The sequence below is a fragment of the Streptomyces sp. NPDC111802 genome, assembly GCF_055634335.1.
Window position 1 is genome coordinate 199,668 of the sequence record NZ_JBVKCZ010000009.1, and the last position, 25,746, is coordinate 225,413.

At 69.6% G+C, this 25,746-nt stretch carries 21 protein-coding genes; 16 read left to right on the plus strand and 5 right to left on the minus strand.

What is annotated here, in order from left to right; genetic code table 11:
- Positions 1 to 24 precede the first annotated feature (24 nt).
- Together ACZ7NC_RS12610 and leuE are read left to right on the plus strand one after the other, a co-directional pair.
- Positions 25 to 1,605, plus strand: coding sequence for an acyl-CoA mutase large subunit family protein (locus tag ACZ7NC_RS12610; protein ID WP_471487449.1), 1,581 nt, complete (start codon positions 25 to 27; stop codon positions 1,603 to 1,605).
- Between the two features lie 48 nt (positions 1,606 to 1,653).
- On the plus strand, positions 1,654 to 2,301 hold the full coding sequence (gene leuE, locus ACZ7NC_RS12615; protein WP_471487450.1) for a leucine efflux protein LeuE: 648 nt from the start codon (positions 1,654 to 1,656) through the stop codon (positions 2,299 to 2,301).
- A gap of 2 nt (positions 2,302 to 2,303) precedes the next feature.
- Here leuE and ACZ7NC_RS12620 read toward each other — a convergent pair whose 3' ends face one another.
- Complete coding sequence (locus ACZ7NC_RS12620) at positions 2,304 to 3,701, minus strand: FAD-dependent oxidoreductase (protein ID WP_471487529.1); 1,398 nt, start codon at positions 3,699 to 3,701, stop codon at positions 2,304 to 2,306.
- 86 nt (positions 3,702 to 3,787) lie between these two features.
- On the opposite strand from ACZ7NC_RS12620, the gene ACZ7NC_RS12625 reads away from it, so the two are divergent.
- The 3 genes from ACZ7NC_RS12625 to ACZ7NC_RS12635 all read left to right on the plus strand — a co-directional run bounded on the left by ACZ7NC_RS12625 (position 3,788) and on the right by ACZ7NC_RS12635 (position 6,929).
- Positions 3,788 to 4,438, plus strand: coding sequence for a TetR/AcrR family transcriptional regulator C-terminal domain-containing protein (locus ACZ7NC_RS12625; protein WP_471487452.1), 651 nt, complete (start codon positions 3,788 to 3,790; stop codon positions 4,436 to 4,438).
- 164 nt (positions 4,439 to 4,602) lie between these two features.
- Positions 4,603 to 5,589 (plus strand): glycosyltransferase family 2 protein, encoded by a 987-nt coding sequence (locus ACZ7NC_RS12630; protein WP_471487453.1) that lies wholly within the window; start codon positions 4,603 to 4,605, stop codon positions 5,587 to 5,589.
- Positions 5,586 to 6,929, plus strand: a complete 1,344-nt coding sequence (locus ACZ7NC_RS12635; protein ID WP_471487455.1) for an alpha-2,8-polysialyltransferase family protein — start codon at positions 5,586 to 5,588, stop codon at positions 6,927 to 6,929. The genes ACZ7NC_RS12630 and ACZ7NC_RS12635 overlap by 4 nt, the downstream gene beginning before the upstream one ends.
- Positions 6,930 to 6,996: 67 nt before the next feature.
- On the opposite strand, the gene ACZ7NC_RS12640 is transcribed toward ACZ7NC_RS12635, so the two are convergent.
- The 3 genes from ACZ7NC_RS12640 to ACZ7NC_RS12650 all read right to left on the minus strand — a co-directional run bounded on the left by ACZ7NC_RS12640 (position 6,997) and on the right by ACZ7NC_RS12650 (position 10,688).
- Positions 6,997 to 8,178 (minus strand): acyltransferase family protein, encoded by a 1,182-nt coding sequence (locus ACZ7NC_RS12640; RefSeq protein ID WP_471487457.1) that lies wholly within the window; start codon positions 8,176 to 8,178, stop codon positions 6,997 to 6,999.
- Between the two features lie 171 nt (positions 8,179 to 8,349).
- The gene (locus ACZ7NC_RS12645) at positions 8,350 to 9,708 is read right to left on the minus strand and encodes a polysialyltransferase family glycosyltransferase (RefSeq protein WP_471487459.1); all 1,359 of its coding nucleotides are present in this window, start codon (positions 9,706 to 9,708) and stop codon (positions 8,350 to 8,352) included.
- A complete protein-coding gene (locus tag ACZ7NC_RS12650) occupies positions 9,708 to 10,688 on the minus strand; it encodes a glycosyltransferase family 2 protein (protein WP_471487461.1) in 981 nt (326 codons plus the stop codon). Before ACZ7NC_RS12650 ends, ACZ7NC_RS12645 begins: the two co-directional genes overlap by 1 nt.
- Positions 10,689 to 10,886: 198 nt before the next feature.
- Between ACZ7NC_RS12650 and ACZ7NC_RS12655 the strand changes: the two genes are divergently transcribed.
- The 4 genes from ACZ7NC_RS12655 to ACZ7NC_RS12670 all read left to right on the plus strand — a co-directional run bounded on the left by ACZ7NC_RS12655 (position 10,887) and on the right by ACZ7NC_RS12670 (position 15,702).
- Positions 10,887 to 12,200, plus strand: coding sequence for a DUF6716 putative glycosyltransferase (locus ACZ7NC_RS12655; RefSeq protein ID WP_471487463.1), 1,314 nt, complete (start codon positions 10,887 to 10,889; stop codon positions 12,198 to 12,200).
- A gap of 80 nt (positions 12,201 to 12,280) precedes the next feature.
- Positions 12,281 to 13,534 (plus strand): cytidylyltransferase domain-containing protein, encoded by a 1,254-nt coding sequence (locus ACZ7NC_RS12660; RefSeq protein ID WP_471487465.1) that lies wholly within the window; start codon positions 12,281 to 12,283, stop codon positions 13,532 to 13,534.
- Between the two features lie 14 nt (positions 13,535 to 13,548).
- Positions 13,549 to 14,487 carry an N-acetylneuraminate synthase family protein gene (locus ACZ7NC_RS12665; protein ID WP_471487467.1) on the plus strand — a complete coding sequence of 313 codons (939 nt, stop codon included), beginning with the start codon at positions 13,549 to 13,551 and terminating at the stop codon, positions 14,485 to 14,487.
- A 144-nt stretch (positions 14,488 to 14,631) separates the two neighbouring features.
- Positions 14,632 to 15,702 carry a hypothetical protein gene (locus ACZ7NC_RS12670; protein ID WP_471487530.1) on the plus strand — a complete coding sequence of 357 codons (1,071 nt, stop codon included), beginning with the start codon at positions 14,632 to 14,634 and terminating at the stop codon, positions 15,700 to 15,702.
- A gap of 474 nt (positions 15,703 to 16,176) precedes the next feature.
- On the opposite strand, the gene ACZ7NC_RS12675 is transcribed toward ACZ7NC_RS12670, so the two are convergent.
- Positions 16,177 to 16,878 carry a class I SAM-dependent DNA methyltransferase gene (locus ACZ7NC_RS12675; RefSeq protein ID WP_471487469.1) on the minus strand — a complete coding sequence of 234 codons (702 nt, stop codon included), beginning with the start codon at positions 16,876 to 16,878 and terminating at the stop codon, positions 16,177 to 16,179.
- Positions 16,879 to 17,190: 312 nt separating this feature from the next.
- Between ACZ7NC_RS12675 and ACZ7NC_RS12680 the strand changes: the two genes are divergently transcribed.
- The 7 genes from ACZ7NC_RS12680 to ACZ7NC_RS12710 all read left to right on the plus strand — a co-directional run bounded on the left by ACZ7NC_RS12680 (position 17,191) and on the right by ACZ7NC_RS12710 (position 25,730).
- On the plus strand, positions 17,191 to 18,411 hold the full coding sequence (locus ACZ7NC_RS12680) for a M20 family metallopeptidase (RefSeq protein ID WP_471487471.1): 1,221 nt from the start codon (positions 17,191 to 17,193) through the stop codon (positions 18,409 to 18,411).
- 335 nt (positions 18,412 to 18,746) lie between these two features.
- Positions 18,747 to 19,799, plus strand: coding sequence for a BMP family lipoprotein (locus ACZ7NC_RS12685; RefSeq protein ID WP_471487473.1), 1,053 nt, complete (start codon positions 18,747 to 18,749; stop codon positions 19,797 to 19,799).
- Between the two features lie 294 nt (positions 19,800 to 20,093).
- The gene (locus ACZ7NC_RS12690) at positions 20,094 to 21,143 is read left to right on the plus strand and encodes a BMP family lipoprotein (protein WP_471487474.1); all 1,050 of its coding nucleotides are present in this window, start codon (positions 20,094 to 20,096) and stop codon (positions 21,141 to 21,143) included.
- Positions 21,144 to 21,353: 210 nt separating this feature from the next.
- Positions 21,354 to 22,931 carry an ABC transporter ATP-binding protein gene (locus ACZ7NC_RS12695; RefSeq protein WP_471487475.1) on the plus strand — a complete coding sequence of 526 codons (1,578 nt, stop codon included), beginning with the start codon at positions 21,354 to 21,356 and terminating at the stop codon, positions 22,929 to 22,931.
- Positions 22,931 to 24,052: an ABC transporter permease gene (locus tag ACZ7NC_RS12700; RefSeq protein ID WP_471487477.1), complete on the plus strand. Its 1,122-nt coding sequence runs from the start codon at positions 22,931 to 22,933 to the stop codon at positions 24,050 to 24,052. The genes ACZ7NC_RS12695 and ACZ7NC_RS12700 overlap by 1 nt, the downstream gene beginning before the upstream one ends.
- Entirely contained in the window at positions 24,049 to 25,326 is a 1,278-nt protein-coding gene (locus ACZ7NC_RS12705) for an ABC transporter permease (RefSeq protein WP_471487479.1), read from the plus strand. The genes ACZ7NC_RS12700 and ACZ7NC_RS12705 overlap by 4 nt, the downstream gene beginning before the upstream one ends.
- A complete protein-coding gene (locus ACZ7NC_RS12710) occupies positions 25,326 to 25,730 on the plus strand; it encodes a cytidine deaminase (RefSeq protein ID WP_471487481.1) in 405 nt (134 codons plus the stop codon). The genes ACZ7NC_RS12705 and ACZ7NC_RS12710 overlap by 1 nt, the downstream gene beginning before the upstream one ends.
- Positions 25,731 to 25,746 lie beyond the last annotated feature (16 nt).

The window sequence follows — 25,746 nt, forward strand, 5'->3', positions numbered from 1 at the left end:
GCAACGGTCCACGGGAGGCACACCATGGCGCGTGAGTCGGAGTCCGGACTGCCGATCGAGCCGGTCTACGGGCCGGACGCGCTGTCCGGCTGGGATCCGGCCGAGAAACTGGGCGAGCCGGGCTCGTACCCCTTCACCCGCGGCGTGTACCCCTCCATGTACACCGGCCGTCCCTGGACGATGCGCCAGTACGCCGGCTTCGGCACGGCCACGGAGTCCAACGCCCGCTACCGGCAGCTGATCGCCCACGGCACCACGGGCCTGTCGGTCGCCTTCGACCTGCCCACGCAGATGGGTCACGACTCCGACGCCCCGATCGCGCACGGCGAGGTCGGCAAGGTGGGCGTGGCCGTCGACTCGATCGACGACATGCGGGTGCTGTTCGGCGGGATCCCGCTGGACAAGGTGTCGACGTCGATGACGATCAACGCGCCTGCGGCCCTGCTGCTGCTCCTCTACCAGCTGGTGGCGGAGGAACAGGGGATCCCGGCGGACCGGCTCACCGGCACGATCCAGAACGACGTGCTGAAGGAGTACATCGCGCGCGGGACGTACATCTTCCCGCCTAAGCCGTCCCTGCGGCTGATCGCCGACATCTTCAAGTACTGCCGGGCCGAGATCCCGAAGTGGAACACGATCTCGATCTCCGGCTACCACATGGCCGAGGCCGGGGCGAGCCCGGCACAGGAGATCGCCTTCACCCTCGCGGACGGCATCGAGTACGTGCGCACGGCGGTCGCGGCCGGCATGGACGTCGACGACTTCGCCCCGCGTCTGTCCTTCTTCTTCGTGGCCCGTACGACGATGCTGGAGGAGGTCGCCAAGTTCCGCGCCGCCCGCCGTATCTGGGCGCGGGTGATGCGGGACGAGTTCGGCGCCCGGAACCCCAAGTCACTGATGCTGCGCTTCCACACCCAGACGGCCGGTGTGCAGCTGACGGCCCAGCAGCCGGAGGTGAACCTGGTCCGGGTCGCGGTCCAGGGTCTCGCGGCGGTCCTCGGCGGCACCCAGTCCCTGCACACCAACTCCTTCGACGAGGCCATCGCGCTGCCCACCGACAAGTCGGCCCGCCTGGCCCTGCGCACCCAGCAGGTGCTGGCCTACGAGACGGACGTGACGGCGACGGTCGACCCCTTCGCCGGCTCCTACGTCATCGAGCGGATGACGGACGACGTGGAGGCGGCGGCCGTCGATCTGATGCGGCGGGTCGAGGACCTGGGCGGCGCGGTGTCCGCCATCGAGCAGGGTTTCCAGAAGAACGAGATCGAGCGCAGCGCGTACCGCATCGCCCAGGAGACCGACTCCGGCGAGCGGGTGGTCGTGGGCGTCAACCGCTTCCAGCTCGACGAGGAGGAGCCCTACGAGCCCCTTCGTGTCGACCCCGCCATCGAGGCCCAGCAGTGGGAACGCCTCGCGAGGCTCCGCGCGGAACGCGACCAGCAGGCGGTCGACGCCGCCCTGGCCGCCCTGAAGAAGGCGGCCGAGGGCGAGGACAACGTCCTGTACCCGATGAAGGAGGCGCTACGGGCCAGGGCGACCGTGGGCGAGGTGTGCAACGCGTTGCGGGAGGTCTGGGGGACCTACGTCCCGTCGGACGTCTTCTGATCCCGGACGCCGGGCCGATTGTCAGAGCCGCGTGCCACACTCCTTCTCATGTTCGGTGTCATCGATCTCCCCACCTATCTGGCCGGTCTCGTCCTGATCGTCCTGCTGCCCGGCCCCAACTCGCTGTACGTGCTGTCCGTGGCCGCCCGACGAGGGATCCGGGCCGGTTACACCGCCGCGGCCGGGGTGTGGTGCGGTGACACCGTTCTGATGACCCTGTCCGCCGCCGGCGTCGCCTCGCTGCTGCAGGCGAACGCCGTGCTGTTCGGGATCGTGAAGTACGCGGGCGCCGGTTATCTGAGCTGGCTGGCGATCGGGATGCTGCGGGCCGCCCGGGCGATGTGGCGGACCCGGCGGGAGAAGACCGCCGTCGCGGCGCCCGAAGCCGTCGCCGACGAGCGGCCCTTGCGCCGCGCCTTCGTCATCAGTCTGCTCAACCCCAAGGCGATCCTGTTCTTCGTCGCCTTCTTCGTGCAGTTCGTCGACCCCGGATACGCCCACCCCGCGCTGTCGTTCGTGGTCCTCGGGGCGTTCGCGCAGCTCGCGAGCTTCCTCTACCTCAGTGCCCTGATATTCAGCGGTACGAGGCTGGCGAGCGCCTTCCGGCGGCGCAAGCGGCTGTCGGCCGGCGCGACTTCGGCGGCGGGCGCGCTGTTCCTCGGGTTCGCCGTGAAGCTGTCCCTCGCCAGTACGTGACGCTACCGAGCGGCTCGCTCGGCGTACTCCCGCAGTCCGTCGCCCGTTTCACCCGCCCAGCCCACATAGCCGTCCGGCCGCACCAGGAACAGGCCGGTGCCGTACGGCTCCTGCGCCGCTCCCCGGACCACGCTGATCGACTCGGGCAGCTCGGGCGCCTCGGCCCCCAGCGCAAGCAGCGTCCAGTGCGGTCCACGGAAGGCGTCGAAGAGGCGTACGCCGTCGACCGTCCCGTCCGGCGCGCGGTCGCCGGCGTGCAGCGCGCCCGGTGCCTCGCGCGCCTCCGTCGTCAGGCTCGACTCCCGGTACCCGAGCCCCAGTTGCCGAGTCGCCTCACCGCGCCGCACCTCCCCGCGGTGCACGCTCGTCGACAGGCCGAGCATCCCGGCGGCGATGGGGCGCCGCTCCTCCTCGTACGTCTCCAGCAGAGCCTCGTCGACCCCGTCCCGGAGCACCGCGCCCAGCTTCCAGCCGAGGTTGTAGGCGTCCTGCACGCTTGTGTTGAGCCCCTGACCGCCGGCCGGTGAGTGGACGTGCGCGGCGTCCCCCGCGAGGAAGACCCGCCCGTCCCGGAACCGGTCCGCGAGCGCCGCGCGCGGCCGGAAGTTCGAGGCCCACCGCACCTCGGTCACGTCCTCGGGCGCCAGATGCGAGCGCGCGGCGACGACCTTGCGCACCCCCTCCAGGGAGACGTCCACCGACGAGCCGTCCGTGAACTGGGCCGCGACCTGGAAGTCCTCCGTGCCCGCGAGGGGGCAGATCGCGAGGAAGCCGTCGCCCTCGCCGCGGGGCGGGAAGAGATGCCAGTTGTCCCGGTCAAGGCCGGTGATCCTGACGTCCGCCACCAGCGTCGGGTTCGGGTCGACCGTCTCGCCGGTCATCCCGATGCCGAGGGTCCGCCGTACCACCGAGCGACCCCCGTCAGCGGCGACGACGTAGCGCGCCCGGACGCTCTCGCCGGCCGCGAAGCCGACGGTCACGCCGTCCGTGTCCTGCGTCAGACCCACGACCTCCCGGCCGAACGCGACCTTCCCGCCCAGCTCCGCCAGCCGCGCGAAGAGGATCTCCTGCGTCCGCCACTGCGGGACCATCCAGGGCTCGCTGTACGGGGAGTCCTCCGTCGCCTCGGCCGGGTCGAACATCTGGTGCTCGCCCATCCGCTTCCCGTCCTGCCAGATCATCCCGACCGGGTAGCTGCCGCCGGCCGCGCGGATCGCGTCGAGCACGCCCAGGTCGTCGAAGACCTCCATGGTGCGCGGCTGGATCCCCTTGCCCCGCGAGCCGGGAAACAGCCTCCCGTCCCGCTCCACGACCAGCGCGTCCACCCCACGCCGGGCGAGGTCGATGCCGAGCGCGAGGCCGGTCGGACCGGCACCGACGATCAGTACGTCCGTGTGCACAACATTCGCGTTCATGCCATTCCCCCTTAACGTTGTTAAGTGCTGTCGACCACGAGAGTGCCCTTAACGCCGTTAAGCTGTCAAGCGTGACTACGGAACGACGAGCGCCCCTCGACCGCGAACGCGTCGCGGAAACCGCCCTGAGGCTCCTGAACGAGGTCGGCCTCGACGGGCTGACCCTGCGCGCCATCGCCAAGGAGCTGGACGTCAAGGCGCCGGCCCTGTACTGGCACTTCAAGGACAAGCAGGCGCTGCTCGACGAGATGGCGACCGAGATGTACCGCCGGATGGTCGCCGGGACGCCTCTCGACGCGCACGACACTTGGCAGGAGCGGCTGCTGAAGGCCAACCGCGGACTGCGCGCGGCGCTGCTCGGCTACCGCGACGGGGCCAAGGTGTTCAGCGGTTCACGCTTCACGGGCCTCGTGCACGCCGAGCAGATGGAGGAGACCCTGCGGGTCTTCACGGCCGCGGGGTTCTCCCTCGCCCAGGCGGTCCGCGCGACCTCGACGACGTATCTCTACACCCTCGGCTTCGTTATCGAGGAACAGGGTGTCGAGCCGCTGCCGGGCGAGCGCCGCGAGGGCTACGACCTGAGCGAACGGGCCCGCCTGATGGCCGACTTTCCCTTGTCGGCCCAGGCGGGCGCGGAGATCTTCGCCGACTACGAACAGCACTTCGAGGAGGGACTCGCCCTCGTGATCGCCGGGATCGAGGCGCGGTACGGCATCCGGTGAGGCTCGTGTGAGGGCATGAACGCGGTGCCGGGTGGTTGATTCTCGAAAAAGGAGGGCGGCCCGTTACTTTTCGTTCACCTGTTGGCCGCCGAGGGGACAATGTCCGGCGTCGAACGTCTCCTACGGTCGCAGGGATCCGCCCCGGAGAGAGCCCAGGTGTACGCGTGACCAACCGCCCCCCGACACTGTCCGTGATCGTCCCCTGCTACAACATCGAGTCATATGTCCCCGAGACGGTGACCAGCCTGGTCAACAACGAACGGGACGACTTCGAGTTCATCTTCGTCGAGGACCGGTCCACCAAGGACAAGACGTATGAAGCGCTGCTGACGCTGACGAAGAGACTCAAGAACAGCCGGGTGATACGGCACGAGCAGAACGGCGGACTCGCCACCGCCCGCAACACCGGAATCGACGCCTCGGAAGGCCGCTACATCACCTTCCTCGACGGCGACGACTGGCTCGCCGCGGGCTATCTCGCGGACCTCGTGGACGCCATCGAGCGGTTCGACGTCGACTTCGTGCGCACCGACCACGTCCAGGTCACCGGCATCGAACGGACCGTGCACCGGGCCCCCGAGGGCCGCCGCCACACCGCCCTCGACCCGCGCACCTCGATCCTCCCGGTCGACGACACCACCATGGTCGACTACCCCTACGCCTGGGCCGGCATCTACCACCGCCGCCTCCTCGACAAGGGCATGCTGCGCTTCCACGACGGACTGAAGACCGCCGAGGACCGCCCCTGGATCTGGGACCTGCACCGCAGGGCCGACTCCTACGCCGTCGCCAGTCTGCGTGGGGTCTTCTACCGCCGGGGCGTGGCCAGTTCGCTCACCCAGATCGGCGACGTACGCCAGCTGGACTTCTTCCGCTCCTTCGACCTCGTCCTCGCCGAGCTCGCCCAGGACCCCGAGGTGGGCAGGCTGCGCAAGAAGGCGCTGCGCAACTACTGCGTGGTCATCGCCCACCAGCTGCTCAGCCGCGGCCGGTTCGAACGCAGCATCGCCGCGAAGCTGAAGCAGATGGCCGCCGAGGCGCTGGGCAGGATGTCGGAGGACGAACTGGAAGAGGCCCTCGTCGGGATGGGCGAGGAGCGCGTGTACATGCTGCGCCGGATACGGGGTGGCATGAAGGGAGTGGCGGCATGATCCAGATCTTCTTCTCGGCCACGCAGTACGCGGCCGCGACGGTCACCGCCGCCATACGGGCCGGCCAGTTCGGCCCGCGTGAGGGCGTTCGCCGTATCCTCGTCGTCAGCAACACCGCCGCCATCCCCGAGGTCGGCACCCCGCTGGACCGGATGGCCGGCTTCGAGAAGCTGCGCCCGGAGTTCGACGAGGTGCGCTCCTGGAACGAGTTCATCTCCCCCCACCACCCGGCCGGCTGGTCGCCCCGGGGGCAGGACACCCTGCTGTGGGAGAAGGCCGTACGCCTCGCCTGGAACCTGGGCGACGAGCCCGTCGAGATCGCTTGCGAGTCCATCCAGGCCAACCCCTCCCGCGCGGTCGCGGACATCTTCGCGGACAGCCCGATCCATGTGTACGCGGACGGCCTGATGAGCTACGGCCCCACCCGCAACCGCATCCCGCACGGCATGAGCAGCCGCATCAAGCGCGTCCTGCACCTCGACCTGGTGCCGGGCCTGAGGCCCATGCTGCTGTCCGAGTACGGCGTCGAGCCCGAGGCCGTGCCGAACGAGGCGATCGTCGACGTCCTCGCGCAGATCGGCGAGTCCGGCGCCGGCATCCTCGCCGAGCGCCTCCCGGCCGACAACCCGCCCACCGCCGTCCTCCTCGGCCAGTACCTCTCGGCCATCGACCTGATCACCCAGGACGAGGAGGAGCAGCTGCACATCCGCATGCTGCGCGCCGCCGCCCGGTCCGGTCACCAGGACGTGCTGTTCAAGCCGCACCCGAGCGCGCCGGCCGTCTTCAACGAGTCCCTGGAAGCGGTCGCGGCGGAACTCGGCGTCAACCTCACGGTGCTCAACGAGCCCGTCCTCGCCGAGACCGTCTTCGCGTTCCTCAAGCCGAAGCTCGTCATCGGCTGCTTCTCGACGGCACTGATGACCGCCGCCGCCTTCTACGGCATCCCGGTCGCCCGCGTCGGCACCGATGTGCTCCTCGAACGCATCACGCCGTACGAGAACAGCAACCGGATCCCGCTGACCATCATCCACGCGGCCCTGCCCGACGCGGAGATCGCCGAGCTCGGCTCGCCGCTCGAACTCGTCGGCATGGCCGAGGACCTGGCCCCGCTGGTGCGCAGCGTCGGCTACTGCATGCAGTCCCGCAAGCACCACGGTATGCGCGACGAGGTGGCCGCCTGGCTCACCGCCAACCTGGCCCAGTACCAGGGCTACTTCAAGCGCCGCCGCCTCACCAGCCTGCGCCTCCCCGGCGGCAGCCCGGTCCGCGCGGAGGCCCTGCGCAGGCACCCGGCGGTCCGCAGGGCCGTACGGCAGCTGCGGCAGACGACGCGCAAGTAACCCACGTGGAAAGCAAGTCGGGGCGCTCCCACGGGGGCGCCCCGACTGCTGTGCCGCTCGACCGGCGTCACCGCGTCGGCAGGACCAGCTTCCGCTTCAGCTTCGGCCCGAACGGCTTCTCCACGAACCGGTGCATCAGATAGGCCAGCACCAGCAGACTCAGCACGGACAGGGCCAGCGTCTCGTAGGAGCCGAGCCCCAGGCCCCGGTGCAGCACCCGGATGAAGAACCAGCCCAGGTGCTCATGGATCAGATAGAAGGGGTACGTCAGCGCCCCGGCTACCGTCAGCCAGCGCCAGTTGGCCCAGCTCGTCCAGCCCAGCGCTACCACCGCGACGGCGGCGAAGGCGCAGAAGACGATCGCCTGGATGACATACGGGTTGCGGTGGAATTCGCCCTGGGCGCCCGGGTGCCACAGCGCCGTCACGGAGTAGCGCTGGCCCAGCAGGAAGGACATGCCGACGATTCCCCACAGCAGCAGGTCGCTGCCGAAGCGGTGGATCAGGTACAGCGCGAGGCCGCCGATGAAGAACGGGGCGTGGTCGCGCATGACCAGCTCGTCGGTGAGCGGGTTGTCGGCGACCCGGGCGAAGGCACCGGCCAGCGTCCACAGGATGCAGAAGGTGACCACCCGCCGGTAGGTGACGCCCTTCCATATCACGAACAGCGCGAACAGCACGTAGAACTTCAGCTCCACCCACAGCGTCCAGCACACGCCCAGGACCCGCGGCACGCCCAGCGGCTGCTGCATCATCGTGAGGTTGACCAGCAGCTCGTCCGGCCGGACCGGGTGGACGACGACCGGCAGGAGCACCGCGGCGCCGGTGACCATCACGATGGCCACCCAGTACGCCGGGTAGAGGCGGGAGATCCGGGAGCGGAAGAAGTCGCCGAGGCTGCGGCCCCAGCTGCTCATGCAGATCACGAACCCGCTGATGACGAAGAAGAACTGCACACCCAGGCTGCCGTAGGTGGACAGCTGCGACAGCGTCGGGAACATCTGGCCGGGGGACTGGTGCCAGGAGTTGGCCACCTCGCCGTTCTTGCCGGTGAAGTGGTACATGCACACCATCAGCGCGGCCATCAGCCGCAACCCGTCCAGGGCGCGCAGCCGGCTCTCCCTGCGGGGCTGCCGTATAGGGGGCCGCGCGGCAATGACCTGGTTCAGCCGGGATTTCGCCGGTCCCGGCGGTGCCGTGGCCTGGTCGGCCGTGACGTGTCCGGCCGTGGCCTGGTCAGCCGCGCTCATCCTGGGGCCTTTCTCCTGGGAGCCTCGAGGTGCGTTCGGTCGTACGTGATGGACAGTGCCATTTCATACGACGACCGAACGCTATGTCCCTCGGACGGGTGAAAGGTGAGTGACGGCTGACGCTCAGGGAGCGCAAAGATGTCACACGGATGAACGACCACCCCTTCTTGGTTACTTTCGGCCGGCCACCTGCTTCAGCGCGCGCGCCCGCCGTGCCAGGCGGCGCACGGTCGCGTTGCGCGGGATGAAGGAGAGCTGGGCCGGCACGGCCCCGGGCAGGGCCAGCGAGGTCAGGCGCTTGCGCTTGAAGTAGCGCCAGGTGTGCGGGTTGAGGTGCTTGGAGAGGTAGAACTCGGCAGCGCCGCGCAGCCCCGGGTAGATCTTCGGCTGCATCGCGAAGCCGACCGCCTTGAGCAGCGCGGTCAGTTCGTCGACCCGCTCGCGCCCGGGCATCGTCCAGCCGCGCACCGCGGCGGCGTCCGCGATGTCCGGCAGCAGCGCGTCGACGATGGTCAGCGGCACGCGGTTGCTGTTCTGGTACGGCGTGAGCCGGGCCAGCACGGCGTCGGTGCCGACCCGTGTGACCGGGAGGCCGTACAGACCGGCGGCGGTGAACAGCCCGGTCGAGAAGCAGCCGACGACCAGCGCGGGACGCAGCCGCTGGAAGGCGACCTCGGCGAGCATGGGCCGGTCCAGCAGGGTGAGTGCGGCGCCCAGCCGGGTCGCCTCGTCCTCCAGGAGCTTCGACCAGCGGGCCGGCGCGACCGGGTGCGGCTTGAACACCAGCTTGCGGTGGCCCAGCGCGACGGCGCCGCGCACCATCTGCAGATGCAGGTCCTCCTCCTCGGCGTCGCTGAGGATGCCGAGCGCGGAGAGGTACTGGCCGAGCAGCAGCGCCGGCTGGGCGCCGCCGGACGGGGCGGGCAGCCCGGTCTCGGCCTCGGTGAGTTCACCGAGCACCTTCAGGAACACCTCGGACGGCACCAGTTCGGACGGGACGCCGAACTCGGTGAGCAGCAGCGGAGTGAGGCCCGGGACGAGATCGAGGTGCAGCAGCCGGCCGACCCGGGTGCCGACCAGCGGGTCGATCTTGTCGCGCGTGGGGCCATAGCTTATGAGGCCGTCCGCGTAGACATCGACGGGAGCGCCGGTGAACAACTGGCACAGCGCGAGTGCCGGATTGACCTGGACGGACTCGACGGCCAGCTGGATCTCGTCGTCGCCGAGGTTCCACAGCAGCCGTACGTACCGCTCCCACATGGGAATGTCGTCCGCGCGGGGCGACCAGCCGCTGGGGTGGAACGGGGAGATGGTCTCGTTCCAGGAGAGCACCTCGTCGAAGCGACCGCGCAGTTGGGCGAAGCCCGGCATCGCGTCGACGGACGGGGTGATCTCGGGGTTGACCGCGTTGTTGGTGACCAGCAGCAGCCGGCGGTCGGCGGGTTCGAACAGTCCGGCGTCCAGGGCGGCGGCCAGGGTCGCGGCGCCGTACAGCGTCGAGGCGCAGAAGATCTGGGTGGTGCGAGGCATCAGGCGGCCACCGTCCGGGCCCCGACCGCCCTGCGGCGCACCCGCCGCAGGCGACCCGCGCGCTGGGCGTCCATCGAGTCCATTACTTCCGCCAGCACGTCCTGCGGCATTCTCTTCAGGGCGGCGGCGCTCATCGAGCGCAGTTTTCGAGCCACGGCGGGTTCGAACCTCTCGATTTGTCCGAGATGATGAGCCATGATCGCACAATAGGTGCGGACGGCTTTCGGAAGCAGCTTATCGGCCTCGGGGTCACGCGCCGTTTCGTCGATTACCTGGTCGAACGCGCGAATGAAATCGAGTTGGCGAACATCACCGATCTGGGTGAGTGAGGACGCCACACCGCGCCGGTAGTAGACACCGAGCAGTCCCACCGCGGCGAAGGACTCCGCCTCCCGGTGCAACTTCCAGATCCACGGCCGGTCCTCGGCGGTGCGCAGACCGTGGGTGAACTGCAGGACTCCGCGGTCGACCAGGCGGCGGTGGTAGATGCCCGCCCAGGCGTACGCGTAGTCCACCGACGTGGACCGGTCGGCGGGCAGGATCGCCTCCCGCGGGTTCATCACCGTCCAGCGCCGGCCGTGCGGCACCCGGTGGATGCTGCGCGCCCGCCCGGTGGACTGCACATGGTCGGTGCGTACGAAGTCGCAGCCCAACTCCTCGATGGCGGACAGGAGCTGCGGGAGATAGCCGGGAGCGAGCCAGTCGTCGCCGTCCAGGAACGTCAGGTACTCGCCGCGCGCCCTGTCGATTCCGGTGTTCCGCGCGGTGGCCAGCCCTCCGTTCTGTTCGTGTCTGACGACCACCGAGCCCGGCAGCTCGCGCTCCGCGCGCGCGAGGATGTCCGGTGTCCCATCCGTCGAACAGTCGTCGACGAGGATGAACTCGAAGTCCTCACGTGTGTTCGCACGCAGGCTCTTCAGGGTGTCTGGCGCGTATTGCTGCACGTTGTAGAACGGCACGATGACGGAGAGCTTGACCACCTGAGGGACGTTAGGGGTCGGTCCGACATCCGTCTTTACTCGTAGCTTGATGTCAGGTGAACTACACGTGGCGATGCAGTGAACCAGGCTTCTTTTCAACGACCTCAGGCCTCGATTCGTCGTTAGTCGATGTGCTGTTAACCGTTTGTTGCATTCTGGTTGGGCGGAACCTTGAAATCGCTTCCTAGCGTCATCGATGTGCCAGCAAGTGCGACGAAGACCCGGCGAGTGGCCGTACTCGCGGACTCCGACACCCGGTGGAAATGGGGCGCGCTCACCGCGAACCGTATCGCTCCGGAGAATTCGGACATCCGTCTGGACGGATACCTCCTGCGTGGCCGGGCCACCCCCACAGCCCGTCAACTCCAGGAAGTCGGCGTCCATGCCGACTCCCTCCGTGAGGTGTCCGCCGTCGAGTTCCTGCGCAGCATGGCGCAGGAGTCGTACGACGTCCTGGTCCTCGCGCTCGTCGGCGGCGGGGTGCAGGCCATCCTGCACGGCCTGAACCGGGTATGGGAGGGGAAGACCGAGCGGCCCGTCGTCGTCACCGGCTATGTCGGCGTCGTCTACGAGAAGCTCGCCGACGGCCTGCTGCTGCGGCACGGCGCGGACCTCGTCCTCGCCAACTCCCGCCAGGACGCCGAGCGCTTCCGCGCGGTGTACGAGGGAGTCGGCGCCGACTCCTCCGCGGTGACCGAGGTGGCGCTGCCGTTCCTCGGTGGCGAGCCCTACACCGGCGAGCACGACCCGTACACGGTCGTCTTCGCCGCCCAGCCCTCCGTGCCGGACAACCGCAGGGACCGTACGTACCTGCTGGACCGTCTGATCCAGCACGCCCGCAAGCACCCCGAGCGCGAGGTGCTGCTCAAGCTGCGCTCCAAGCCGGGCGAGCACACCACGCACATCGAGGAGCTGCCGTACCAGAAGCTGGTGCAGCGGCTCGACCCGCCGGCCAACTTCCGGCTGGTCTACGGGAACATGGGCGAGGTCCTCGACCGCACCGACCTGATGGTCACCATCAGCTCCACGGCGGCACTGGAGTCCCTGCACCGCCGTATCCCCACCGTCGTCCTCTCCGACCTCGGTGTGCGCGAAGTGCTCGGCAACCACCACTTCGTGGGCTCCGGCTGCCTCGCCTCCTGGGACCAGCTCGACGAGGGACACCGGCCGGTGCCCGACGAGGAGTGGGTGTCCCGGCAGGGCGTCTGCGCCGACGGCTCGTACGCCACCGCCTTCGACACGGCCCGCGAGCGCATCGCCAAGCTGCTGGAGCGGCCCGGCGGGATGCCCGCCCTCACGCCGTACTACACACCGGCCACCGCGCCGGGCTATCTGCCCGGCATCCTCGCCCGTCACCACCTCGGCCCGGACGGCAGCCCGCTGCCCGGCGCCCCCGCCCACGACAAGGAGCCCGGCCCGGTCCGCCAGATAGTGCGCCGGGCGGCACGCGGCGCCTACCGCCACGGCGTGCAGCGCGTGGCTCCCGTCATCCGACGGATGGGGGAGCTGTGAGCGATCCGACGACCGATCCGCGGACCGGGGCGCCGGGACGCGCCCCGAAGCCTCTGCAAAGAGCCCAAGGAGTAATGCCCATGTCCAACCCGGAAGCAGGCCAAGGCACCTCGGCGCACCGCGTGCTCGCCGTGATCCCCGCGCGCGGTGGCTCCAAGGGCGTCCCCGCGAAGAACCTGATGCCCGTCGGCGGCGTACCGCTCGTGGCCCGCGCGGTGCGTGAGTGCCGGGCCAGCCGGCTGGTGACGGACGTCATCGTCTCCACCGACGACCAGGGCATCGCGGCCGCCGCCCGGCAGGCCGGCGCCGAGGTCGTGCTGCGCCCCGCCGCCATCGCCGGTGACACCGCCACCTCCGAGGCGGCCGTGCTGCACGCCATGGACGCCCACGAGGCGGAGCACGGCGCGCCGGTGGACGTGGTCCTGCTCGTGCAGTGCACCAGCCCCTTCATCGTCCGCGAGGACCTCGACGGCGTCGTCAAGGCGATCGTCGCGAACGGCGCCGACACGGCCCTGACCGTCGCGCCCTTCCACGGCTTCGTATGGCGGCACGGCGACGACGAGCCCGCCGAGACCGAGCGCGCTGCCGCCGGCGGCGGCTACGGCGTCAACCACGACAAGTCCTTCCGCCCGCGCCGCCAGGACCGCCCCCAGGACTTCCTGGAGACCGGCGCCGCCTACGCGATGGACGCCAGAGGCTTCCGCGAGCACAAGCACCGCTTCTTCGGCCGCACCGAGCTCGTGCGCACCGACCCCGCCCGGGTGCTGGAGATCGACGATCCGCACGACCTGGCCCGCGCCCGCGCGCTGGCGCCGCTGTTCGACGCGGACCGTCCCGGCGCCCTCCCGACCACGGACGACATCGACGCGGTCGTACTGGACTTCGACGGCACCCAGACAGACGACCGGGTGCTGATCGATGCCGATGGAAAGGAGTTCGTCTCCGTGCACCGCGGAGACGGCCTCGGTATCGCGGCCCTGCGCAAGTCGGGCCTGAAGATGCTGATCCTGTCCACGGAGCAGAACCCGGTCGTCGCCGCCCGCGCGCGGAAGCTGCAGATTCCCGTGCTGCACGGCATCGACCGGAAGGACCTCGCGCTGAAGCAGTGGTGCGAGGAGCAGGGCATCGCGCCTGAGCGCGTGCTCTACGTCGGCAACGACGTCAACGACCTCCCGTGCTTCGCCCTCGTCGGCTGGCCGGTGGCGGTCGCGAGCGCCCACGACGTCGTGCGCGGCGCCGCACGCGCGGTCACCTCCGTACCCGGCGGTGACGGCGCGATCCGAGAGATCGCCAGCTGGATCCTCGGCCCCTCTCTCGATTCCCTCACCAAGTAAGGACATCTTCTGCCATGAGCACCTACTCCCGTCTGCGCAACTTCGGTTCGCGTGAGGTCGGCCCCGGCAAGCCCGTCTACATCTGCGGCGAGATCGGCATCAACCACAACGGTGAGCTCGAGAACGCGTTCAAGCTCATCGACGTGGCCGCCGAGGCCGGCTGTGACGCCGTGAAGTTCCAGAAGCGCACGCCGGAGATCTGCACCCCGCGCGACCAGTGGGACATCGAGCGCGACACCCCCTGGGGCCGGATGACCTACATCGACTACCGCCACCGCGTGGAGTTCGGTGAGGACGAGTACCGCCAGATCGACGAGTACTGCAAGAGCAAGAACATCGACTGGTTCGCCTCCCCGTGGGACACCGAGGCCGTCGCCTTCCTGGAGAAGTTCGACGTCCCCGCCCACAAGGTCGCGTCCGCGTCCCTCACGGACGACGAGCTGCTGAAGGCGCTGCGCGCCACCGGCCGCGCGATCATCCTCTCCACCGGCATGTCGTCGCCGAAGCAGATCCGCCACGCGGTCGAGGTCCTCGGCTCGGACAACATCCTCATGTGCCACGCCACCTCCACCTACCCGGCGAAGGCCGAGGAGCTGAACCTCCGTGTGATCAACACGCTGGAGAAGGAGTTCCCGAACGTCCCGATCGGCTACTCCGGCCACGAGACGGGCCTGCAGACCACCCTCGCCGCGGTCGCGCTCGGGGCGACCTTCGTCGAGCGTCACATCACCCTGGACCGCGCCATGTGGGGTTCGGACCAGGCCGCGTCGGTCGAGCCGCAGGGCCTCGTCCGCCTCGTCCGCGACATCCGCACCATCGAGGCGTCCCTCGGTGACGGCGTCAAGAAGGTCTACGACTCCGAGCTGGGCCCGATGAAGAAGCTGCGCCGGGTCGCCGGTGTGGTCGCCGAGGCGGAGATCGCCGCGGCGGCGGGCGAGCCGGTTCAGGTCTGACCCGAACGCACCGAGTTCCAGTAGTGCACCGAGTCCGAGTGCCCCGTTCGCGGGGCGCTCGGACTCGGCGCCCCTCCGCTCCTTTTCCAACGAGCTGAATACGAGCGCCGCATGAGCGCCTTACGACGGGTAGGTCGTACGTCGATGAGCCCCCGCGCCGGCAACACCGGCCCTCACACTCTCGCCTTCGTCGAGAGCCCGGTACAGCTCCTGAACGTGCTGGAGTGGGCGCACGCCCGCGAGCACGCCATCGGCGCGGGACTCACCCTCGTCGTGCTGTCGCCGATCGACCCGATGACCCGGGGCCAGCTGCGCCGGATGGCCGAACTGGCGCGCGAGGACGGGCACGAGATCCGCTGGGAGGAGGCGCGGGGCGGCGCGGCCGCGCCCTTCCAGACCATCGGGGGCCTCGCGGGCCTGCTCCGCCGAGCGGACCGTGTGGTCCTCGGCGACCCCTTCTCCCGCTACGTCCAGCTGCTCCTGACCATCACCAAGGCCCGCCACCTCGTCGTCGTCGACGACGGCACGGCGACCATGGAGTTCGTCGCCCAGCTCGCCCGGGGCGAGCGCCTGGTCCGCTGGCACCGCAAGGGCGGCCGCCCCGGACCCCGTGACCTGGTCTTCGCCCCGGTGTCCTCCGCCGCCCGCAAGCGGCTCACGCCGAGCGAGCACCGCACGGTCGAGATCTTCTCTTCCATGCCGATGGAGGAGACCTTGGCGGGCGTGACGGTCACCGCCAACACCTTCGCCTGGACCCGCGACCGCTTCGGCCCGCCGCGCATCACCAAGGGCGCGGACATGGTCGGCACGTCGTTGGTCGAGACCGGCGTGGTGGACGGCGACCGCTACCTGGAGGCGGTCCGCTCCCTGGCCAAGGCGCACGGCGCCACCCGCTACTTCGCCCACCGCCGCGAGAGCGCGGAGAAGCTGCACCGGCTGGCGGTGGAGACGGGCCTGGAGATCGTACGTCCCGACCTCCCCCTGGAGCTGATCGCCCGCCGCGGCCCCATCGGCCGTACGATCCTGAGCTTCCCGTCCACCGTCGTCCACACCCTGCCGCTGGCCCTGTCCGGCACGGAGGTCCGCGTCGCGGTCTGCGACATCGACCCCGCCTGGCTGACGGAGAGCGCCTCACCACGAGCACAGGGCTTCCTGTCGGGGGTCACGGGCACCGCCCGGGACGTACACCGGCTGTCGGCGGTCAGCGCGGTCTGAGGGTGCCGTGGGGGTGTGGGGGCTGCTGCTTGCGGGTTTTCGGGAGGCCGGAGGTGCGGCAGCGGCGGGGGTGCGGCTCGCGGCGCCGGGGCGTCCTGTGACGTGCGTCGGTTGTCGGTGGTGGGTGCGGTTTGACGGTGCGGCGCGGGTGTCGGCGCCGCTTGCGGGTGGTTTTTCGGTGAGGCCGGAGGCGTGGCCGCGGCGGGGTGCGGTTCGCGGCCCCTGCGTGTCCTGTGACGTGCATCGGTTGGCGGGGTGAGCGCGGTCTGGCGGTGGCGCGGGGGTGTCGGGACTGCTTGCGGGTGGCTTTCGGCGAGGCGGAAGCGCGCAGCGGCGGGTTGCCGTTCTCGGTCCCGGGGGCCTGTGACGTGTGCCGGGTGGCGGCGGTCCGTGTGGTCTGTCGGGCGGGATTCGCGTCGGGCGGCGTGGGGTGGTGTGGATCGATGACGGGGCCGTGGCGGTCCGGCGGGGGCTTCAGTGCCGTCCGGTGTGCGGCTTCTCTGCGAGGAGGAAAGCGCGTGGGCGCTTCTCCTCGCCGTCGGGTTCCCGCATGATGCGCGCGGACAGCCGCAGGCCCGCCTCGGTCAGGTGTTCGGTGACCGTGTCCGGTGTCCGCCAGTAGTAGTCGAGCGCGATCTCCTGGCCGAAGCGCTCCGACAGGTGCAGGTGGTCCTCGGTGTCGCCGGACTGGAACGCCAGCAGGACCGGGGCGCCGGGCCGCAGGACGCGGTGGAATTCGGCGAAGGTCGCGGGCAGGTGGTCGTCCGGCACATGGATGAGCGAGTACAGCGCGAGGATTCCGCCCAGCGTCTCGTCCGGCAGGTCCAGTGAGGTCATCGAGCCCACGTGGAACCGGAGTCCGGGGTGGGCGCGGCGGGCCAGGCTCACCATGCGCGGCGAGAGATCGACACCGAAGACCGGGGTGCCGAGGGCGTCGAGGTGGGCGGTGACGGAGCCGGGGCCGCTGCCGAGGTCGGCGACGGGGGCCGGGGCGTGCTCGCGGGCCAGCTCGGCGAAGGCGGTGACCAGGGAGCGGTCCAGGGGAGCGCTGTCGGCCCGCCAGTCGGGGAAGCGGTCGGTGTAGGCGGGGGCGATGGCGTCGTACGAGACCCGGGTGGCCTCCAGGAAGTCGGCGTACTCGGCGATCGAAGGGCGCTGGGGGTTCTCGGCGGTCACGGGGCGCACCCTAGTGCGGCCGGCGGACGGGCGTCCGGGAGTTCACCGGGGGTGTGCGGTCCCGAAAGGTGAACACAACCGACGGTTCTGTTCCAGGCGTGGTATCCGTGGAGTATGGATGGTCGGCATCGTCACTCTCCGTCTCCGTCGATTCCATGATCGACTCGATGGAAAACCGGCCGAGTTTACCCACCCAAACCGATACCTACGCGTCGGGCGGCCAGATTTTCTTCCCCAAACGGGTTGAACTTTTGTTGATCGAGGGTCAGTTGGCCACCTCGGCGTCCTACCCTTCAGAGGGTGAACCAACTGATGTCCCCAGAGTCCGAAGCCGATCATCACGGGGAAGCCGTCCTTCCCGGCACCCTGCCGGAGGCACTGCGTGCCGAACTCATCGAGTTCCGGCGCGACTTGCACATGCACCCCGAGCTCGGCAACCAGGAGTTCCGCACCACCGCCGCGATCAAGGCCCGCCTGGAGAAGGCCGGCCTGAAGCCCCGCGTGCTCGCGATCGGAACCGGGCTCGTCTGTGACATCGGGGAGCCGGACGACGGGCGGCCCATGCTCGCCCTGCGCGCCGACATCGACGCCCTGCCCATCCCGGACACGAAGAGTGAGTGCCCGTATCGCTCGACGGTGCCCGACCGCGCCCACGCCTGCGGCCACGACGTCCATACGGCCGTGGTGCTCGGCGCCGGCCTCGTGCTGGCCGAGCTCCACAAGCGCGGGCAGCTGCCCAGGCCCGTGCGCCTGGTCTTCCAGCCCGCCGAGGAGGTGCTTCCCGGCGGCGGCGCCGACGTCGTCGCGTGCGGGGTGCTCGACGGGGTGGGCCGGATCCTCGCCGTGCACTGCGATCCCAAGGTGGACGCCGGGCGGATCGGCCTGCGGCAGGGCCCCATCACCTCCGCCTGCGACCGGCTGGAAATCGCCCTGGACGGACCCGGCGGCCACACCGCCCGCCCCCATCTGACGACCGACCTCGTCACCGCCGCCGCCCGGGTCGTCACCGACGTGCCCGCGCTGGTCGCCCGGCGCACCGACGCCCGCAGCGGCCTCGCCGTGACCTGGGGCCGTATCGACTCCGGCCACGCGCCCAACGTCATCCCGCAGCACGCCGAGCTCTCCGGGACCGTGCGCTGCCTGGACCTCGACACCTGGCGGCAGGCGCCCGACGTCGTCGTCGCCGCGATCGACGAGGTCGCCAACCTCCATCGCGCCAAGTCGGAGATCAACTACATCCGCGGTGTCCCGCCCGTGGTCAACGACCCGGCCTCGACCGAGCTGCTGCGCGAGGCCATGACCGCCCGCCGCGGCGCCGACTCCGTCGAGGGCACCGAGCAGAGCCTGGGCGGGGAGGACTTCTCCTGGTACCTGGAGCACGTGCCGGGCGCCATGGCCCGCCTCGGCGTGCGGGTGCCGGGGGACCGGGTCGGACGTGACCTGCATCAGGGTGACTTCGATGTGGATGAATCGGCCATCACGGTAGGGGTGGAGATGTTCACGGCGGCGGCGCTGATCGACCCCGTGGGCTAGGCGGATCGCCGTAGAGGCGCCCTTGTGGGGCGGCCGCGGGTTGGTCGTGGCTGGTCGCGCAGACCCGTGCGCCCCGGGTGTTCCGGTTGCGGTCGGCACAGGGCGGGGAGAGTCTGGCCCCATGGGCGGCGGTCCTGTGCGCCACCGCGGGGAAGGCACCTCTGGTGCGGATGCCCCATGTGCGCCTTTCGATCCGGTGGTTCACAAGGGCGTAACCGGCCATCGGCACGAATGGATAACGGCCGGGCGAAACCCCGTTCCCAGGAGTGTCTACGCGCGTTAATCTGCGCCGAACTCAGCACCCACTGCGGGGCTTGGAGAATGGGGACTTCACGATGCGTCGGACATCCAAACTGACCCGTGTCGCGGTGGGGGTCGCGTCGATCGCGCTCGCCGCCACGGCGTGCGGTGGTACCAGCAGCGACAGCGGCGGCGACAGCGACGGCAGCGGCGACACCAAGGGCCTCGCCATCGCCTATGACATCGGCGGCAAGGGCGACCAGTCCTTCAACGACGCCGCGTACGCGGGCCTGCAGAAGGCCGCGAAGGAGTTCAACTACAAGACCGCCGACATCGAGCCCACCGAGGGCGAGACGGACGCCGACAAGGAGCAGCGTCTGTCCTCCCTCGCCAAGCAGGGCTACAACCCGGTGATCGGCGTCGGCTTCGCCTACGGCCCCGCGATGGAGGCCGTGGCCAAGAAGTACCCGAAGACCACCTTCGGCATCGTCGACTCCGTCGTCGAGGGCGAGAACGTCGCCTCCCTCGTCTTCGCCGAGCAGGAGGCCTCCTACCTCGCCGGCGTCGCCGCGGCCAAGGCCACCAAGACCAACACCGTCGGCTTCGTCGGTGGCGTGGACGTTCCGCTCATCCACAAGTTCGAGGCCGGCTACAAGCAGGGCGTCCAGGACACCAACCCCAAGGTCAAGGTGCTGTCGCAGTACCTGACGCAGACCGCGGAGGAGGGCGGCTTCTCCAGCCCGGACAAGGGCAAGGCCGCCGCCGAGGGCCAGATCGAGAAGGGCTCCGACGTCGAGTACGCGGCCGCTGGCCTGTCCGGCCAGGGCGTGATCGAGGCCGCCGCCAAGGCCAAGATCTGGGCGATCGGTGTCGACTCCGACCAGTACAAGCAGGCGGCGCTCGCCAACTACAAGAGCTCCATCCTGACCTCCGCCCTCAAGGACGTCGGCGGTGCGGTCTACACGCTGGCCAAGTCCGTCGAGGACGGCAAGCCGCTGACCGGCACCCAGACGTTCGACCTGAAGGTCAACGGCGTGGGCCTGTCCGAGTCGAACCCTGAGTTCGCGAAGATCGCGGGTCTCAGCGACGCCGTGGCGAAGGCCAAGGCGGGCATCACCGACGGCTCCATCAAGGTCAAGACCGAGTAGTCGCGGTCGTAGCGACGCCGTCGCGCGACACGGAGCGGGCGGGCACCCTCGGGTGCCCGCCCGCTCGGCTTTTCCCAGGTCGGCGTGGATCACCCGCCGCCTTCACTCCTTTGCTGTCGGCAAGCCTTTGGTCAAGGCCGTGAGTGGAGTTGGCCACGGGGGGATAACAAGGTGTACAGAAGGGGTTTCCTGGGAGGTCTACGCGCGTTACTCTGCGGCGAAAGCCAGCGCCGAAGCTGTGAAGCTGTCCCGAGCTGTACCGTCCGGCGCTTGTACCGACAGGAGTCACCACACATGCGCCGGATTTCCCGGATCACGGTCGCAGGCGCAGCGACCGCCTCTCTGGCCCTCGCGCTCTCCGCCTGCGGCGGCACCTCGACCTCGGCCTCGTCGGAGTCGAAGGGCGGCGACAAGGGTCTCGCCATCGCGTACGACGTCGGCGGCAAGGGGGACCAGTCCTTCAACGACGCCGCGTTCGCGGGTCTGGAGCAGGCGAAGAAGGAGTTCGGGTACGACACGCAGGACGTCGAACCCACCGAGGGCGAGACGGACGCCGACAAGGAGCAGCGACTGGTGTCGCTGGCCAAGCAGGGCTACAACCCGGTCATCGGTGTCGGCTACGCGTACGCCGCCGCCGTGAAGGGTGCCGCGGAGAAGTTCCCGGACACCACCTTCGGCATCGTGGACGACTCCACCGTCGAGTCGAAGAACGTGGCCGACCTCGTCTTCTCCGAGGAGCAGGCCTCCTACCTGGCCGGTGTCGCCGCCGCCAAGAGCACCAAGACGAACACGGTCGGCTTCGTGGGCGGTGTGGACATCCCGCTGATCCACAAGTTCCAGGCCGGCTTCGAGCAGGGCGTCAAGGACACCAACCCGCAGGCCAAGGTCCTCACGCAGTACCTCACGCAGACAGCGGAGGAGGGCGGCTTCTCCAGCCCCGACAAGGGCAAGTCGGCCGCCGAGGGCCAGATCGAGAAGAAGGCCGACGTCGTCTACGCCGCGGCCGGTCTGTCCGGTCAGGGCGTCATCGAGGCCGCCGCCGCCAACAAGGTGTGGGCGATCGGTGTCGACTCCGACCAGTACAACCAGGAAGCCCTCGCCAAGTACAAGGACTTCATCCTGACCTCGGCGATGAAGGACGTCGCCAAGGCGGTCTACAACCTGGCGCAGTCGGTCGAGGACGGCAAGCCCGAGACCGGTATCGTTCGTGGCGATCTGAAGTCGGGTGAGGTGAGCCTGTCGAACTCCAACCCGAAGTTCGCCGACAATGCCGAGCTTCAGGAAGCCATCAAGACGGCCAAGGAGAAGATTGTCAGCGGCGAGATCAAGGTCGCGACCAGCTGACTTGAAGCAAAACCCTGAGCAGCGGTAACCGAGGGGTTACGTCCGCTCAACGGGGTACGGGGAGGCTTCTCCTCGTACCCCGTTGTCGCGGTGCGTCGGCCCCTTATCAGGCCATCGGGGCGCTACGCGCGTAGACGACCCCCGTCCCCAGGAGAGTGCGCCATCAACGCGTCCAGCAGCCCTCCGGCCGACGCGGCGGTCAACGGTCAGGTGACCGCCGTCGAGCTCGCCGGGATCACCAAGCGTTTCCCGGGCGTCGTGGCCAACCACGACATCCACCTCACCGTCCGCAAGGGCACCGTCCACGCCCTCGTCGGCGAGAACGGCGCCGGCAAGTCGACGCTGATGAAGATCCTCTACGGCATGCAGAAGCCGGACGAGGGCACCATCGCGGTCGACGGAGAGAAGGTCACCTTCTCGTCGCCGGCCGACGCCATCGTGCGCGGCATCGGCATGGTGCACCAGCACTTCATGCTCGCGGACAACCTCACCGTCCTCGAGAACGTCGTGCTCGGCAGCGAGAAGCTCTACGGCATCGGCGCCAAGGCCCGCCGCAAGATCAAGGAGCTCTCCGAGCGCTACGGCCTCGGCGTGGAGCCCGACCGCCTCGTCGAGGAGCTCGGTGTCGCCGCCCGCCAGCGCGTGGAGATCCTCAAGGTCCTCTACCGCGGCGCCACCACGCTGATCCTCGACGAGCCGACGGCCGTCCTGGTACCGCAGGAGGTGGACGCGCTCTTCGAGAACCTCCGCGAGCTCAAGTCCGAGGGCCTGTCGGTCATCTTCATCTCCCACAAGCTGGGCGAGGTGCTCTCCGTCGCCGACGAGATCACCGTCATCCGCCGCGGTACGACCGTCGGCACGGCCGTCCCCGCCGAGACGACCTCGCGCCAGCTCGCCGAGATGATGGTCGGCAGCGAGCTGCCGACGCCGGAGACCGCCGAGTCCACGGTCACCGACCGGCCGGTCATCACCGTCGACAAGCTGCGCCTGGAGGCGTTCGGCGGCAAGGCCCTGCTGGACGACATCTCCTTCACCATCCACGCGGGCGAGGTCCTGGGCATCGCCGGCGTCGAGGGCAACGGCCAGACCGAACTGGTCGACGCGCTCATCGGCCTCAAGGGCGCCGACTCCGGCACGATCACCCTCATCGACGAGGAGATCACCGCCTGGTCCACCCGCAAGCGCCGCGAGCAGGGCTTCGGCTACATCCCCGAGGACCGCCACCGCCACGGCCTGCTCCTGGAGGCACCCCTCTGGGAGAACCGCATCCTCGGCCACGTCACCGAAAAGCCCCTCGCCAAGGGCGTCTGGCTGGACCCGAAGGCGGCCCAGGAGGACACCCGGCGGATCGTGACGGAGTACGACGTCCGCACCCCCGGCATCGACGTCACCGCCGCCTCCCTCTCCGGCGGCAACCAGCAGAAGCTGATCGTCGGGCGCGAGATGAGCCACAAGCCGCGCTTCCTGATCGCCGCACACCCCACCCGTGGTGTGGACGTCGGCGCGCAGGCCGCGATCTGGGACCACATCCGCGAGGCCCGCCGTGAGGGCCTGGCCGTGCTGCTGATCTCCGCCGACCTGGACGAGCTGATCGGCCTGTCCGACACCCTCCGCGTGATCTACAACGGCAAGCTGGTCGCGGACGCCGACCCGGCCACCGTCACCCCGGAGGAACTGGGTTCGGCGATGACGGGTGCCGTGACCGGGCACCTGGAGCACGACGACACGACCCCCGAGACTCCCGACCTGAGCAAGTCCCCCGAGTCCGGCGAAGACGAGGCCCGCTGATGAAGAAGTTCGACAAGGAGCGCGTGCTCCTCGCGGTGGCCGGCCCGGTCATCGCGCTCGCCGTGGCCTTCGTGCTCAGCGCGATCGTGCTGGTCGCCTCGGGCAAGAGCCCGGTGGAGCCGTACACCCTGATGTTCGAGCAGCTCGGCTACTCCGACATCCAGGTGCTGATCATCAACCAGGCCTCGCTGTACTACGTCGCGGCCCTGGCGGTGGCCATCGGCTTCCGGATGAACCTGTTCAACATCGGCGTCGACGGCCAGTACCAGCTCGCCGCCATGATGGCCGCCGTCGTCGGCGCCCACGCGAACCTGCCGGCCGCCCTCCAGGTCCCGCTGCTGATCCTCACCGCGGTCTGCACCGGCGCCTTCTGGTCCGGCATCGCCGGTGTCCTCAAGGTCACCCGCGGCGTCAGCGAGGTCGTCGCGACGATCATGCTGAACGCCATCGCGACCTCCGTCATCGCCTACCTGTGGCTGCCGGACGTCTTCGGCGTCAAGGTCGGCAACAACAACACCACCGGCGAGATGCACGAGTCCGGCTGGGTCCCCGGCATCGACATGGGTGACGCCGGCGAGATCTACGGCCTGGTCTTCCTCGCCGTACTGCTCGGCATCGCCTACTGGGTCGTCCTCAACCGCACCCGCTTCGGCTTCGACCTGCGCGCCTCCGGTGCCTCGGAGACCGCCGCCGCGGCCAGCGGTGTCGACCCCAAGCGGATGGTGCTCACCGCCATGCTGCTCTCCGGCGGTATCGCGGGCATGGCCGGTCTGCCGATCCTGCTCGGCGACACCCACACCTACAGCCTGAACTTCCCCACCGGCATCGGCTTCCTCGGCATCGGCATCGCCCTGCTCGGCCGCAACAGCCCGGTCGGCATCGCGTTCGCCGCACTGCTGTGGGCCTGGCTCGACAAGGCCTCGCCCGAGCTGGACTTCCACGGCTACGACAAGGAGATCGCGGTCATCATGCAGGGCCTGATCGTGCTCTCGGTCGTCGTCTCCTACGAGGCCGTACGCGAGTGGGGCCTGCGCCGTCAGCAGCGCCGGGTCGGCGCCGAACTGGCCGCCGGTCACGTCCTCGGCGCCGACAACAACACGAAGGAGGTGGCCGGCCGATGACCACCCCGCAGACCTCAGCGGTCGACGTCAACCAGCCCACGCTGCAGCCCGCGGCGCCGACCGGCCGCCGCCTGTCGTGGCCCGTCCTGCTGCTGGTCATCGCCGGAGCCCTGGCGCTGACCTCGATCGTCCGCATCATCACCGGCGCCGACGGCATCACCAACGTCAGCCAGATGTCCACCGCGCTCCAGCTCGCCGTGCCGATCGGCCTCGCCGGTCTCGGCGGTCTGTGGGCCGAGCGGGCGGGCGTCGTCAACATCGGCCTCGAGGGCATGATGATCCTCGGCACCTGGTTCGGTGCCTGGGCCGGCTTCCAGTGGGGCCCGTGGACCGGTGTCGTCGTCGGCATCATCGGCGGCTGCATCGGCGGCATCCTGCACGCCATCGCCACCATCACCTTCCGGGTCAACCACATCGTCTCCGGTGTGGCGATCAACATCCTCGCCCTCGGCATCACCCGCTATCTCGCGCCCCTCGCCTTCGTGGGCCACGCGGGCGGCTCCGCCAAGCAGTCCCCGGCGGTCGACACCCTCGGCCACTTCACCGTGCCGGGCCTGTCCGACGGGCTGCGGGACCTGAACAACCAGGGCTGGTTCTTCATCTCGGACATCGCCGGTCTGCTCGGCGGACTGGTCACCAACGTCTCCTGGCTGACCCTGATCGCCGTGGCGCTGATCCCCGCCACCTGGTACATCCTGTGGCGCACCGCCTTCGGTCTGCGGCTGCGCTCCTGCGGCGAGAACCCGGTCGCGGCCGAGTCCCTCGGTGTGAACGTCTACAAGTACAAGTACATCGCCGTGATCATCTCCGGCGGCCTGGCCGGTCTCGGTGGCGCCTTCCTCTCCATCGTGGCCAACCCCTTCTATCTGGAGGGCCAGGTCAGCGGCCGCGGCTACATCGGTCTCGCCGCGATGATCTTCGGCAACTGGATGCCGGGCGGCCTCGCCCTCGGCGCCGGCCTGTTCGGCTACACCGACAGCCTCAACCTGCGCGGCGGCTCCACCAACGTCCACGCCCTGCTGCTGCTCGGCGCGCTCCTGCTGATCATCGGCGCCATCTGGCTCGTGATCCGCAAGAAGTACGCCCCCTCGATGATCACCGCGGTGGTCGGCGCCCTGGTGTACACCTGGTACGCCACCACCAACGAGGTGCCCAACCAGGTCGTCTCCGCCACGCCGTACGTCGTCACGCTGGTCGTCCTCACCCTGTCCGCGCAACGCCTGCGGATGCCGAAGGCGGACGGCCTGCCGTACCGGAAGGGCCAGGGCAAGTGATGTCGCCCGCCGCCCACGACGTCGACTGGGGCAAGCTCCGCGCCGCGGCCCGGGACGCCATGTCCCGTGCCTACGCTCCGTACTCCGGCTACCCGGTCGGCGTCGCGGCCCTCGTCGACGACGGCCGTACGGTCACCGGGTGCAACGTCGAGAACGCGTCCTACGGCCTCGCCCTGTGCGCCGAGTGCGGGCTGGTCTCGGAGCTGCACAACACCGGGGGCGGCCGGCTGACCCACTTCACGTGCGTGGACGGCAAGGGCGATGTGCTCGTCCCGTGCGGCCGCTGCCGGCAGCTGCTCTTCGAGTTCGGCGGCCCGGAACTCCTGCTGGAGACCCCGGCGGGCATCCTGCCGCTGTCGGAGATGCTGCCCCAGGCCTTCGGGCCGGGCCACCTCCGCAAGTAACTCCCTTGTGGCCCCT